The organism is Streptomyces sp. NPDC015532, assembly GCF_043078065.1.
Classification (GTDB): Bacteria; Actinomycetota; Actinomycetes; order Streptomycetales; family Streptomycetaceae; genus Streptomyces.
Genome location: NZ_JBIBSY010000001.1, coordinates 1,272,301 through 1,284,941, shown reverse-complemented (window position 1 = coordinate 1,284,941; position 12,641 = coordinate 1,272,301). Strand labels below are relative to the sequence as shown.

At 69.6% G+C, this 12,641-nt stretch carries 10 protein-coding genes; 3 read left to right on the top strand and 7 right to left on the bottom strand.

All coding sequences use genetic code 11. The annotated features are described in order from the left end of the window. Positions 1 to 10 precede the first annotated feature (10 nt). Positions 11 to 484: a type II 3-dehydroquinate dehydratase gene (aroQ, locus tag ACF07B_RS05455; RefSeq protein ID WP_392177805.1), complete on the bottom strand. Its 474-nt coding sequence runs from the start codon at positions 482 to 484 to the stop codon at positions 11 to 13. A gap of 101 nt (positions 485 to 585) precedes the next feature. Here aroQ and ACF07B_RS05450 point away from each other — a divergent pair, with 101 nt between their 5' ends. Continuing rightward, positions 586 to 1,632 (top strand): S66 peptidase family protein, encoded by a 1,047-nt coding sequence (locus tag ACF07B_RS05450; protein WP_392177804.1) that lies wholly within the window; start codon positions 586 to 588, stop codon positions 1,630 to 1,632. Between the two features lie 60 nt (positions 1,633 to 1,692). Next, positions 1,693 to 2,994: an MFS transporter gene (locus tag ACF07B_RS05445; RefSeq protein ID WP_392177803.1), complete on the top strand. Its 1,302-nt coding sequence runs from the start codon at positions 1,693 to 1,695 to the stop codon at positions 2,992 to 2,994. A 7-nt stretch (positions 2,995 to 3,001) separates the two neighbouring features. Here ACF07B_RS05445 and ACF07B_RS05440 read toward each other — a convergent pair whose 3' ends face one another. The 6 genes from ACF07B_RS05440 to ACF07B_RS05415 form a co-directional block, all read right to left on the bottom strand. Further along, the gene (locus tag ACF07B_RS05440; RefSeq protein WP_392177802.1) at positions 3,002 to 4,102 is read right to left on the bottom strand and encodes a calcium:proton antiporter; all 1,101 of its coding nucleotides are present in this window, start codon (positions 4,100 to 4,102) and stop codon (positions 3,002 to 3,004) included. Between the two features lie 154 nt (positions 4,103 to 4,256). Next, the gene (locus ACF07B_RS05435) at positions 4,257 to 5,246 is read right to left on the bottom strand and encodes a TerC/Alx family metal homeostasis membrane protein (RefSeq protein ID WP_392177801.1); all 990 of its coding nucleotides are present in this window, start codon (positions 5,244 to 5,246) and stop codon (positions 4,257 to 4,259) included. Between the two features lie 331 nt (positions 5,247 to 5,577). Beyond that, positions 5,578 to 7,605: a TerD family protein gene (locus tag ACF07B_RS05430; protein ID WP_392177800.1), complete on the bottom strand. Its 2,028-nt coding sequence runs from the start codon at positions 7,603 to 7,605 to the stop codon at positions 5,578 to 5,580. 44 nt (positions 7,606 to 7,649) lie between these two features. Continuing rightward, positions 7,650 to 8,228 (bottom strand): TerD family protein, encoded by a 579-nt coding sequence (locus tag ACF07B_RS05425; RefSeq protein WP_351548001.1) that lies wholly within the window; start codon positions 8,226 to 8,228, stop codon positions 7,650 to 7,652. A gap of 160 nt (positions 8,229 to 8,388) precedes the next feature. Beyond that, positions 8,389 to 10,521 carry an excinuclease ABC subunit UvrB gene (uvrB, locus tag ACF07B_RS05420; protein ID WP_392177799.1) on the bottom strand — a complete coding sequence of 711 codons (2,133 nt, stop codon included), beginning with the start codon at positions 10,519 to 10,521 and terminating at the stop codon, positions 8,389 to 8,391. A gap of 39 nt (positions 10,522 to 10,560) precedes the next feature. Next, a complete protein-coding gene (locus ACF07B_RS05415; RefSeq protein ID WP_392177798.1) occupies positions 10,561 to 11,433 on the bottom strand; it encodes an MHYT domain-containing protein in 873 nt (290 codons plus the stop codon). Positions 11,434 to 11,711: 278 nt separating this feature from the next. Here ACF07B_RS05415 and ACF07B_RS05410 point away from each other — a divergent pair, with 278 nt between their 5' ends. Then, positions 11,712 to 12,578, top strand: a complete 867-nt coding sequence (locus tag ACF07B_RS05410) for a glycerophosphodiester phosphodiesterase (RefSeq protein ID WP_392177797.1) — start codon at positions 11,712 to 11,714, stop codon at positions 12,576 to 12,578. Positions 12,579 to 12,641 lie beyond the last annotated feature (63 nt).

The window sequence follows — 12,641 nt, the reverse complement described above, 5'->3', positions numbered from 1 at the left end:
AGAGCCGTGGTCAGGTGTCCGCGCGCCCCGTTCCCGCGAGCGCCGCCACCCGCTCCACCGCGAACGCGTACCCCTGCACACCACAGCCCGCGATGACCCCGTCGGCACGCAGCGAGACGTACGAGTGGTGCCGGAACTCCTCGCGCTGGTGGATGTTGGAGATGTGGACCTCCACCACCGGGAGCCCGTCACAGGTGTTGAGCGCGTCGAGGATGGCGACGGAGGTGTGCGAGTAGGCGGCCGGGTTGATCACGATCCCCGCGTGATTCTGGCGGGCCTCGTGGATCCAGTCCACCAGCTCGCCCTCGTGGTTGGACTGCCGGAAGTCCACCGAGCCACCGTGCGAGGCCGCCGCCTTGGCGCACAGCGCCTCGACGTCCTCCAGCGTGTCGGAACCGTAGATCTCCGGCTGCCGCTGCCCGAGGAGATTCAGGTTGGGGCCGTTGAGAATCATGATCGGGGCGTTGGCGAGGGTGCGGGGCACGTCTCCTCCGGTCCTTCGGGTCTGCCGGCCCGTCAAGGACCGCTGCTCGGACCCGGTTTATCACGATGCACCGAAAGGGTGACGGCTCGTACGCTCTGGCCATGACGACACCCGCATACCCTCCCAAGCCCGTACCCGGCGACCGGATAGCCGTGATCTCGCCGTCCAGCGGTCTGCCCGGCCTCCTGCCGCTCCCGTACGAACTGGGCCTGGAGCGGCTGCGCAAGGAGTTCGGCCTGGTCCCGGTCGAATACCCGTCGACCCGGAGGATGGGGTCGACACCGCGGGAACGGGCCGACGACATCCACGCCGCGTTCGCCGATCCGACGGTCAAGGCGGTCATCGCGTCCATCGGCGGCGACGACCAGATCACCGTGCTGCCGCTGCTGGACCGCGCGCTGATCCGGGCGCATCCGAAGCCGTTCTTCGGATACAGCGACAACACGAACCTCCTCGTCCACCTGTGGAACGCCGGGATCGTCGGCTACCACGGCGCGACGGTCATGTGCGAGCTCGGCCGGCCGGGTGCCATGGACCCGCTGACCGCGGAGTCGCTGCGGGCCGCCCTGTTCACGTCCGGGCCCTACGAGCTGCGTCCCGCCGCCCGTTTCCGCGAGGTGGACGTGCCGTGGGAGGCGCCGGAGAGCTTCCTCGCCGACCCGCGGACCGAGCCGGGCACGGGCTGGACCTGGATACGCCCGGACAGCGTGGTCGAGGGCCGCTCCTGGGGCGGCAACATCGAGATCCTGTCGTGGCTGCTGATGGCCGACCGCGAGATCGCCCGTGATCCTTCCGTGTACGACGGTCACGTGCTCTTCCTGGAGACCTCGGAGGACATGCCCGGGGCCGACGACGTCTTCTGGATCCTGCGCGCCATGGGCGAGCGCGGCCTGCTACGGCGCTTTCCGGCCCTCCTGATGGGCCGCCCGAAGGCGTGGTCGTTCCAGCGGCCCCTCGAACCTGAGGCCAGGGCCCGTTACGCCCGCGACCAGCGCGAAGCGGTTCTCCGGGCCGTCGACCTATACGCCCCGGACATGATGGTCGTCCTCGATGTGGATCTCGGGCACACCGATCCGCAGGTCGTCATCCCCTATGGAGGAACCGTCCGGGTCGACGGCCCGGCCCGGCGCATCACCGTCACCTACTGACGCACCCCGCGCTCCCGCACGCCCCCGTAACCACTGGTCACTGTGAATAGTTGAATCGGCATGCACGACGTACGCACCGTAAGGGCGCCTTCCATGCTCCGGCTCGCCGCCGCGTCGCTGACCGGGACGGCCATCGAGTTCTACGACTTCTTCGTCTACGGGACGGCGGCGGCGCTGGTTCTCGGGCCGCTGTTCTTCCCGACGTTCTCGCCGCTCGCGGGCACGCTGGCGGCCTTCGGGACGTTCGGTGTCGGGTTCGTCGCCCGTCCGCTGGGCTCGGTGCTGTTCGGGCACATCGGGGACCGGCGTGGGCGGCGGCCGGTATTGCTGGCCTCGCTGCTGCTGACCGGCGCGGCGACCGTCGCCATCGGCTGTGTCCCGACGTACGACAGCATCGGTGCCGCGGCTCCCGTACTGCTGCTGGTGCTGCGTTTCCTCCAGGGGCTCGGACTCGGCGGTGAGTGGGGCGGTGCGGTGCTGCTGACGGCCGAGCACGCTCCCGCCGGGCGGCGCGGGCTGTGGTCGAGTTTCCCGCAGATCGGTCCGTCCCTCGGGTTCCTTCTGGCCAATGGCGTGATGCTGGCGCTGTCGTCGACGCTGTCCGACGCGCAGTTCGCGCAGTGGGGCTGGCGGGTGCCGTTCTGGGCGGCGGGGGTCCTCGCGGCCGCGGGGCTGTGGCTGCGCGGTTCGCTCCAGGAGACCCCGCGGTTCCTCGAAGTGGATGACCACGCGCGCGTGCCGCTCGCCGAGGTGGCGCGCGACCACTGGCGGCTCGTGCTGCTGACGGCCGGTGGACTCGCGGTCGGATACGCCGTCTTCTACGCGGTGACGACCTGGGCGCTCGCCTACGGCGTCGAACGGCTCGGCGTGAGCCGCACGGTCATGCTGACCTGCATCATGGCCGCGGTGGTGGTGAAGGGGGCGCTGACGCCCCTGGTGGCGCTGCTGGGAGACCGTTACGGACGGCGGCCGCTGTGCATGGCGGGCTGTGCGGGCGCCGCGCTGTGGATGTTCCCGATGATCGGACTGCTGTCGACCGGCGAACCCCTGCTGATGTTCCTCGGCTTCCTGGTGGCGCTGATCGCCTTCGTCACCATGTTCGCGGTGATCGCCGCGTATCTGCCGGAGTTGTACGAGCCGCGGGTGCGCTGCACGGGCGCGGCCCTCGGATACAACCTGGGCGGGGTCCTCGGGGGCGCGCTCACCCCGGTCGTGGCGACGGCGATGGCGAGCGGGGAGCGCGTGCCGTGGGGCGTGGCCGCCTATCTCACGGGTATCGCGCTGCTGAGCCTCGGATGCTTCGCGCTGCTGCCGGAGACCCGGCCGGTGCCCAGGCTGACGGTCGTAGCGGTCACGGAGTGACTGCGGGTCAGGGGTTGATGGCCAGTTCCAGATAGGCGGCGAACACGACCAGATGCACGCCTCCCTGAAGCGGGGTGGCCCGCCCGGGAACGACCGTCAGGGAGCTCACGACCACGGTCAGCGCGAGCAGCACCATCTCGGTGGCGCCGAGGCCGAGAACGAGTGGTCCGGAGAGCCAGAGCGAGGCCAGGGCGACGGCGGGGATGGTCAGTCCGATGCTGGCCATCGCCGAGCCGAGGGCGAGGTTCAGGCTGGTCTGCACCCGGTCCCTGCGGGCGGAGCGCAGCGCGGCGATGGTCTCGGGGAGCAGCACGAGCAGCGCGATGATCACACCGACCACGGCGTGCGGCATGCCGGCCGCCTCGACCCCGGACTCGATGGTGGGCGACACACCCTTGGCGAGGCCGACCACGCCGACCAGGGCCAGGCCGAGGAACCCCAGGCTGAACCGCGCCTGGCGGGCGAACGGTGCGTCGGCGTGCTCGTCCACGTCGATGACCTTGCCCTGCTGGGTGATCGGCAGGAAGTAGTCACGGTGCCGGACCGTCTGGGTCGCCACGAACAGGCCGTACAGCACCAGGGAGGCGACCGCGGCGAAGGTGAGCTGCGCGGCGGAGAACTCCGGGCCCGGCTTGCTGGTGGTGAAGGTCGGGAAGACGAGGCTGAGGGTGGCGAGCGTCGCGACGGTCGCCAGGGCCGCTCCGGTTCCTTCGGCGTTGAACACGGCGAGCCCGTGGCGCAGTGACGCGACGAGCAGACACACGCCGACGATTCCGTTGCAGGTGATCATCACGGCCGCGAACACCGTGTCGCGGGCGAGTGTCGAACTCTTGGCGCCGCCGTCCGCCATCAGGGTGACGATGAGGGCGACTTCGATGATCGTGACCGCGACGGCGAGGACGAGGGATCCGAAGGGTTCCCCCACGCGGTGGGCGACCACCTCGGCGTGGTGCACCGCGGCGAGCACGGAACCCGCGAGGACCAGGGTCACCAGTGCGACGACCGCGCCCGGCAGGTCCCGCCCGAAGGTGAGAGCCAGCAGCACCACCGCGATCACGGGGACCACGGCGGTCCACCGCGTCACGAGTGACCTGAGCCGAACGATCATGCCGCGATCGTCGCAGTCCGGACCGCGCCCCGCACTCCGGCGGTGCGGGGCGCGGTCCGGAATCGCGGCGGTCGAGCCCGGAGGGGTCCGGGAGCGGCGGCGGGCGATGCCCCACGCGCCGCTCCCGGGGTGGCCGTCGCCGGGTTCGACGCGGTCATGCGTCGATGCTCTCCTTCGAAGCGCTCTCGGACCGCTCGCGTGCCGCCTGCTTCCTGGTGGCGGCCAGGCTGGTGATCGTGGTGACCACGAGGACCGCGCAGATCACGCCGAGCGAGACCGGGATGGATATCTCGGGAACATGGACGCCGGACTCGTGCAGTGCGTGCAGGACGAGCTTGACACCGATGAATCCGAGGATGACCGACAGGCCGTAGCTGAGGTGGACCAGCTTCTTGAGCAGGCCGCCGATGAGGAAGTACAGCTGTCGCAGACCCATCAGCGCGAAGGCGTTGGCCGTGAAGACGATGTACGGGTCCTGGGTCAGGCCGAAGATCGCGGGGATCGAGTCGAGGGCGAAGAGCACGTCGGTGGTGCCGATCGCCAGCATCACGACCAGCATCGGCGTCATGACGCGCTTGCCGTTCCGGCGGATCCACAGCTTGGTGCCGTGATAGCGGTCGGCCACGCCGAACCGCCGCTCGGCGGCCTTGAGCAGCCTGTTCTCCTCGAACTCCTCCTCGTCCTCGTCGGCCCTGGCCTCCTGGATCAGCTTCCAGGCGGTGTAGATGAGGAACGCGCCGAAGATGTAGAAGACCCAGGCGAAGTTCGCGATGATCGCGGCGCCGGCGGCGATGAATATCGCGCGCAGGACGAGGGCTATCAGGACGCCCACGAGGAGTACGCGCTGCTGGTACTTCGAAGGCACCGCGAACTTCGCCATGATCAGGACGAAGACGAAGAGGTTGTCGACGCTCAGCGACTTCTCGGTGATGAAGCCGGCGAAGAACTCCCCGGCCGGCTGTCCGCCGGCGAAGAGGAGCAGTCCGAGTCCGAACAGCCCGGCGAGGGCGATCCAGACGACGGTCCAGATTCCGGCTTCCTTGATCGATACGTCGTGCGGCTTGCGGCCGATGAAGAAGTCGACCGCGATCAGTACGGCCAGCCCCACGATGGTCAGGACCCACAGGGTCAGGGAAACGTCCACTGCGCCTCCGGCAGTTCGTAACGGCAGATTTCAGCGTCGTCGCGCTACCGGAGGTCTCTTCCACCCGCGGCTGCCGGGGCGCTGGGTGCGCCCGGGAGCCTGCGGGCCGACGCCCCGGGATCTGACTCGATCCGTATTGACGGGTGCGTCGCAGCAAGTAGGGAGTACTCCCCTCCGTATGGAAAAGAGTACCCGAATCACCAAGGAAAGGTAAAGGGATAAGTAAAAGAAGAACCAAGTTCCCAGGTCAGGGCACTTTACGGTTGCTTGGTGAGGCTGTTTGACCTTGAGGTCCGAAGGTTCACCAGGGTCCGGAAGCGCCCCGGTCAGGTCAGCGGTTCCAGGACCGGCGGGCCGCCGCCACCGCCGCCAGGACCCGCTCGAGCACCTGGCTGTTCGCGGGGATGAGCGAGGGCTCGTACGTCCACGCGTGCCCGACCCACGGATCGGCGAGATGGTCGTCGGGCACCGGCGTGATCCGCAGCAGCGACCGCCACAGCGGGTCGAGCAGTGGTCCGTACGCCGTCGCGTCCTCCCGGTCGGCCACCATCATCAGATGGACGCCGACGGCCGGCCCCTCGTCCGCGAGGTAGCGGAGCTGGGTGACGGCGCGGTCGTCGAACCCGTGCGGAAAGTCGTTGACGATCAGCAGTTGCTCGGCGGTGTCGAGATCCGGCGGCAGCGAGTCTGCCGCTCCCCCGCGCAGCGCCATCTGCACCAGGTCGACGCGCTGGGTGAGACGTCGCAGTACATCAGCCACGCCCGTGGCACCCGCGGCCGGAGGGCTGTCGAGCACTCCGGACTGCGTCAGGGGCGCCAGGGACGCGGCACCGGTGCCGGCCGGGTCGATGACATGCACGGTGAACTCGCCCGCGGGATACACGGCGAGCAGCCGGGCCGCCTGCGCCACGGCGGTGTCCATGGCGAGGCGGCGCACCTGGTCGGAGTCGGCGAGCGTGCCCTCCAGGGAGGTGCGACCGCTGTCGATCCACAGGCCCCGCTCCAGCGGCAGGCGCACCAGCATGGGGATGCTCAGGTTCTCGCTCTCGGGCAGACGGAGGTCTCCGAGCCGTAGCGCCATGGGTACTTCCATGGGGGCGCGATAGGCGTGCCAGACCGGATTGTCCCAGCTCGCGTAGGCCCTCGGCAGCGCGGGCTCCACGACCTCGGCCTCGGCCGTGAGCTGGGCGAGGTCCCGGTCGAGAGCGGCCCGGGCCTGGTCGACGAGCAGCGCGTGTTTGGCGCGGGCGGCTTCGCGAGCGGCGTCGCCCTGCCCTCCGATCCGGCTGCGCGGGTCGGAGAGGACCTGGTCGAGCTCCTTCTCCATGCGGGAGTCGGCGAAGTCGACGGCGCTGCGGTACGCGGCGACGGTCCGCGCCAGGTCCTCGAACATCCCCCACACCTGGTTGTACAGCCGCTCCTCCATGGACCAGCCGGTCGCGTCTCCCGCGACGGGCTGCGCGGGCTGTCCGGGCTGGGCCGGTGGAGCGGCCGGCGGGGGCGTCGGCGGAGCGGCGGTCTGCCGTCCGGGGTGGCTGTAGTTGACCGGGCCACCGGCGCCGGGCGACGGTGGCTGCGCGCCCGAGGAAGGGTCGGACTGTGCGGGGCTCCCCGGGCGACCGGTCTGCGGAGTCGTGGCTCCCTGCGGACCGGGCGTGTACGGGGTCTGCTGCGGTGGCACGGTTCCTGAGGTGCCCTGGGTTCCGGATCCGGCGTAGGGCTGGTCCGGTCCCGGGGCCGAGGCGGCGGCCTGCCGTGACCGGTCCGCGTCCGGGGTACGGGGCGGGGGCGCCGCCACCGACCGCGCCAGGCCCTGGGCCACGGCTTCGTTGATACCGGCAGCGAGCTGCCGGGCCTCCGGAAGCCCCTGGTCGGTGAGGAGTTCGGCGAGACCACCCGCGTATCCCTGGCCGACCGCGCGCACCTTCCAGGCGCCCTGCCGGCGGTAGAGCTCCAGGGCCACGACGGCGGACTCGGCGTCCAGTCCGGTGACGGTGTAGCTGGCGACCTCAAGACCGTCGAGGCCGGTGACCGCGACGAAGGGGGCGGCGACGGCGCCGAAGCGGACAGGCCCGCCGACACCGGTGGGCAGCGCGAGCAGCACGCTGACCCGGTGCACGGCCTGCGGCAGGGCGTCCAGGTCGAAGGCCAGCCGGTGGTCGGCCGCCGCCTGCTTGGAGACCTCGAGCCCTGGAAGCGTGGGCGCGCCCGGGTGGGCCACCCACTCGACGCCCCGGACCCTGCCCTGCTCGTCGCTGAGCGTCGCCCCGGCCACGATCGGCTTCCCGGCCGAGATGCGGACCTCGAGACGGACCTGGGAGAGCGGGTGGTTCTGCCCCCTGACCAGCTCGGCCGTCATCGTCTTGTCCCCCTACGTCGCTGTGTACGTGTTGCGTCGGCCGCTCAGAGGTGCGGCAGGATGGCGGGCATGAGGTCCTGGAACGTGCGGCCGTTGGCCGGCGTGCCGAGGGCCGTCATCTGCCAGCCGGTTCCGGCCCGGTGCACCTTGGCCATGATCTGGGCCGTGTACTGGCCGCCGCCGGCCAGCGTGTAGCGGGCGAGTTCCTGGCCGTTGGTCTCGTCGACCAGACGGCAGAACGCGTTCTGCACTTCCTGGAAGGTCTGGCCCGTGAAGGAGTTCACGGTGAAGATGATCTGGTCGATGTGGACCGGGATGCGCTGCAGGTCGACGAGGATGGCCTCGTCGTCGCCGCCCTGGCCCACGCCGCCGACGAGGTTGTCGCCGGTGTGCCGCACCGAGCCGTCGTCACTGACGAGGTGGCGGAAGAACACCACGTCGACGGGCTGCTTGTCCGCGAAGAGCACGGCGGACGCGTCGAGGTCGATCTCACGGGTGCGCGAGCCGAACAGGCCGCGCCGGGGGGCCGCCTGCCAGCCGAGTCCCATACGGACCGCGGTCAGCGTGCCCCCGTCGTTCTTCTGCAGACTGATGGCCTGACCCTTGGTCATGTTGACCGTCACGCGCTGTTCCCCTCTCGAACTGTCCCCTGTTTCCGCGGAGTCCGCGGATGAACAGAACCCTACGCAGCGGCACTGACAGCGCCGAACCCTGGGGCGGACTTTGTGTCGGTCTTGCAACACACCGCGCGTCCTCCGGGGTCCGGCGCCGTCGGCGGGACGGTCAGGCGATTCCCGCCTCCTTCATCTGCCGCAACTCCTTTTTCATCTCGGACACCTCGTCACGCAGACGGGCCGCGATCTCGAACTGGAGGTCGGCCGCCGCGGCGCGCATCCGTTCCGTCAGGTCCTCGATCTGCTGGGCGAGCTCGGCCGCGGGGCGGTCGGTCGGCACGGCGCCCTTGGCCTTGGCGGACTTGGCGGAGCGGGTCGCCTTGGCGCCCAGTGCGGGCACCGGGGCCTTGGCGCCCTTGCCGTCCTTCGTCTTGCGGTAGCCGGAGCCGAGGAGTTGCTCGGTGTCGACGTCCTCGCGGGCGATCTGCGCGACGATGTCGTTGATCTTCTTGCGGAGGGGCTGCGGATCGATGCCCCGCTCCTTGTTGTAGGCGATCTGCTTCTCCCGGCGGCGGTTGGTCTCCTCGATGGCCTTCTCCATCGCCGGGGTGATCCTGTCCGCGTACATGTGGACCTGGCCGGAGACGTTGCGCGCCGCGCGGCCGATGGTCTGGATCAGAGAGGTCCCCGAGCGCAGGAAGCCTTCCTTGTCGGCGTCGAGGATCGCCACCAGGGAGACCTCGGGAAGGTCGAGGCCCTCGCGCAGCAGGTTGATGCCGACCAGGACGTCGAACTCGCCGGCACGCAGTTCGCGCAGCAGTTCGACGCGGCGCAGGGTGTCGACGTCGCTGTGCAGATAGCGCACCTGGATGCCCAGTTCCAGGAAGTAGTCCGTGAGGTCTTCGGCCATCTTCTTGGTGAGCGTGGTGACCAGGACGCGTTCGTCCTTCTCGGTGCGCTGCCGGATCTCGTGCACCAGGTCGTCGATCTGGCCCTCGGTGGACTTGACGACCACCTGGGGGTCGATCAGACCGGTGGGGCGGATGATCTGCTCGACGTGGCCGTCCGAACGGGAGAGCTCGTAGTTGCCCGGGGTCGCCGAGAGGTAGACGGTCTGACCGATGCGCTGCTGGAACTCCTCCCACTTCAGGGGGCGGTTGTCCAGGGCGGAGGGCAGCCGGAAGCCGTGGTCGACGAGGGTGCGCTTGCGGGAGGCGTCGCCCTCGTACATCGCGCCGATCTGCGGAACGGTGACGTGGGACTCGTCGATGACGAGCAGGAAGTCGTCCGGGAAGTAGTCGATCAGCGTGTTCGGCGGGGAGCCGGGTTCACGGCCGTCGAAATGCATCGAGTAGTTCTCGACCCCGGAGCAGGAGCCGATCTGGCGGAGCATCTCGATGTCGTACGTCGTCCGCATGCGCAGGCGCTGGGCCTCCAGGAGCTTGCTCTGCTTCTCCAGTTCGGCGAGGCGCTCCCCCAGCTCCTTCTCGATGTCGTTGACGGCGCGTTCCATGCGCTCGGGACCCGCCACGTAGTGGGACGCGGGGAAGACGTAGATCTGGTCGTCGTCGCTGATGACCTCACCGGTGAGCGGGTGCAGCGTGGACAGGGCCTCGATCTCGTCGCCGAACATCTCGATGCGGACCGCGAGCTCCTCGTACACCGGGAAGATCTCGATGGTGTCGCCGCGGACCCGGAAGGTGCCGCGGGCGAAGGCGACGTCGTTGCGGGTGTACTGGATGTCGACGAAGCGGCGCAGCAGGGCGTCGCGGTCGATCTCGTCGCCGACCTTGAGGTTGACCATCCGGTCCACGTACTCCTGCGGAGTACCGAGACCGTAGATGCAGGACACCGACGCGACCACGACGACGTCGCGGCGGGTCAGCAGCGAGTTGGTCGCGGAGTGGCGCAGGCGCTCCACCTCCTCGTTGATCGAGGAGTCCTTCTCGATGTAGGTGTCCGACTGCGGTACGTAGGCCTCGGGCTGGTAGTAGTCGTAGTACGACACGAAGTATTCGACCGCGTTGTTCGGCAGCAGCTCACGGAACTCGTTGGCCAACTGGGCGGCCAGCGTCTTGTTCGGCGCCATGACGAGCGTGGGGCGCTGGAGCTTCTCGATCATCCACGCGGTGGTGGCGGACTTGCCGGTGCCGGTCGCGCCCAGCAGGACGACATCCTTCTCGCCTGCGCGGATGCGCTTCTCCAGGTCGGCGATGGCCGTGGGCTGGTCACCGCTCGGCTGGAAGTGGCTGATGACCTCGAAGGGCGCCACCGAACGTTCGATCTTGGATACTGGCCGCATGGATCCACCGTACGACCCCGCACTGACAACCGGGCCGGATCACCTGCTCTGCGGGGTCCTCGAGCGGCGGTAGGCGCGTTCCCGCGCGGGGTGGACGGCCGCGCGGCGGCCGGTGTGCGCGGAGCCGGGATGGGCCGGGACGCCGGGGCGCCGGATCTCCGCGGGACGCCGGTCGGGCTTGCCCACGACCATCTGCGGATCGAACATCACGACGACGCCCGCCAGACAGAGAAGGGCCAGGGGGCCGATCATCATGGGCGCGAGCAGCGCGGCCGCCGAGTCCCCGGCGGGGGCGCCGTCGGCGGGGCCGTGCAGATGCACGCTGAGTGCCGCCATGCCCGTGTAGTGCATGCCGCTGACCGCCAGCCCCATGACGAGGCTCGCACCCACGCTCCAGAGGAATCCGCGTACCTGCCCGGCGGCCCACAGGGCGGCGATGGCGGCGACGACGGCGATGACGACCGAGGCGGAGACGGTGAGGGTGTTGTAGGCGAGCTTCCCGTTGAGCCGCATCCCGGCCATGCCCAGGTAGTGCATCGAGGCGATGCCCAGGCCGGTGACGGTCCCTCCGGTGAAGAGCGCGGTCCCGGTGGCGCCCTGGTACCCGACGATGAAGATCCCGGCGCCGACCATGAGGACGGCGACGCCCAGGCTCGCGAACGTCGTCGGCCGGTCGTAGTGGACGGGGCTCTCCTCGACCGTGAAACCCATCATCGCTATGAAGTGCATCGTCCAGATGCCCGAGGCGATCGCCACCGAGCCGAGCGCGAGCCAGCCGGCCCGCCAGGAGCCGCCGACGAGCACGGATCTGGCGGTGCAGCGAAGACCCAGCGCCCCGCCCAGGCAGGCCATGAAATAAGCCACCAGCGGTGTGACGAGTCCGTAGGTGAAGCCGTCGACCGTGCCTTGCATGCGCGGCTGCCTTTCCCGCCCTGTTACTCCTGGAACCGTCCGAAAAACCCCCGCGGCCCCGACCGCCGGAGCGGACCGGGTTGAGGCAGAGACTACGACCCCACCGGAATGGTCGAACGATAATCCTGCAAACAATCACGACCTCTCCCCAGTTGTGCGGTGGCCGCGAGCGGACTTGGACAACTCCATTCAATCCGCGGCCATCTTCCTTCCCCCCTGTGTCGACTCTCTGCTGTCAATCTTGTGCTGTCCGTGATCGCCCGACGCGAGGAGAACGCATGCACGCGCGCGTTGCCGCCGCCACGACCGCCGCGCTTCTTGGGGGAGCCGTTCTGATACTGCCGGGCCCGCACGCGAAGGCCGGCGGCCGGATCACGGCACCGCTGGTCGTCGCCCACCGCGGCGCCTCGGCCTACGCTCCGGAGAACACGCTGGCCGCCGTCGACCGGGCGGCCGAAATGGGGTTCGACTGGGTCGAGAACGACGTCCAGCGCACCCGAGACGGCCGGTTGGTCGTCCTCCACGACGCCTCGCTGGCACGGACGACCGACGTCGAGGCGGTCTATCCCGGCCGGAGCCCCTGGAAGGTCAAGGACTTCACCTCGACGGAGATCGCCCGCCTGGACGCAGGGAGCTGGTTCGACCCGCGGTTCGCGGGCGCGAAGGTTCCGACGCTGCGGGAGTACATGGATCAGGTCTCGCGCAACCACCAGAAACTCGTCCTGGAGATCAAGAATCCTGAGCTGTATCCGGGCATCGAGCGGCAGACGCTCAGGCTCCTGAGCAACCAGGGATGGCTCGATCCCGTCCATCTGCGGGACCGTCTGATCGTCCAGAGTTTCAGTGCGGACAGTGTCCGGGCCGTGCACCGGCTGCGGCCCGGCATCACGACGGCCTACCTGGGAACGCCTCCGGTCGCGCAGCTGCCCCGGTACGCGCGGTTCGCCGATCAGATCAACTCCGATCACCGCTCGCTCTCGTCCGACTACGTCTCGGCGGTGCACGCGCTCCACGGCCCGCACGGCCCGATGAAGGTCTTCGCCTGGACCGTGGACGACGCGGCCACCGCGCGGAGCCTGGCGGGCCTCGGCGCGGACGGCGTCATCACGAACACGCCCGACGTGATCCGCGCGGCCCTGCACTAGCGTGCCGTCAGCCCGGGGCGCGGACGGGTTCCGGGTGCGCCCCGGGCATTGTCAGAGGCGGGC

Excerpts from the sequence above, each read along its gene's own strand:
- ACF07B_RS05440 (WP_392177802.1), bottom strand. The coding sequence starts at position 4,102 with ATGATCGTTCGGCTCAGGTCACTCGTGACGCGGTGGACCGCCGTGGTC.
- ACF07B_RS05450 (WP_392177804.1), top strand. The coding sequence starts at position 586 with ATGACGACACCCGCATACCCTCCCAAGCCCGTACCCGGCGACCGGATA.
- ACF07B_RS05415 (WP_392177798.1), bottom strand. The coding sequence starts at position 11,433 with ATGCAAGGCACGGTCGACGGCTTCACCTACGGACTCGTCACACCGCTG.
- ACF07B_RS05445 (WP_392177803.1), top strand. The coding sequence starts at position 1,693 with ATGCACGACGTACGCACCGTAAGGGCGCCTTCCATGCTCCGGCTCGCC.
- uvrB (WP_392177799.1), bottom strand. The coding sequence starts at position 10,521 with ATGCGGCCAGTATCCAAGATCGAACGTTCGGTGGCGCCCTTCGAGGTC.
- ACF07B_RS05410 (WP_392177797.1), top strand. The coding sequence starts at position 11,712 with ATGCACGCGCGCGTTGCCGCCGCCACGACCGCCGCGCTTCTTGGGGGA.
- ACF07B_RS05430 (WP_392177800.1), bottom strand. The coding sequence starts at position 7,605 with ATGACGGCCGAGCTGGTCAGGGGGCAGAACCACCCGCTCTCCCAGGTC.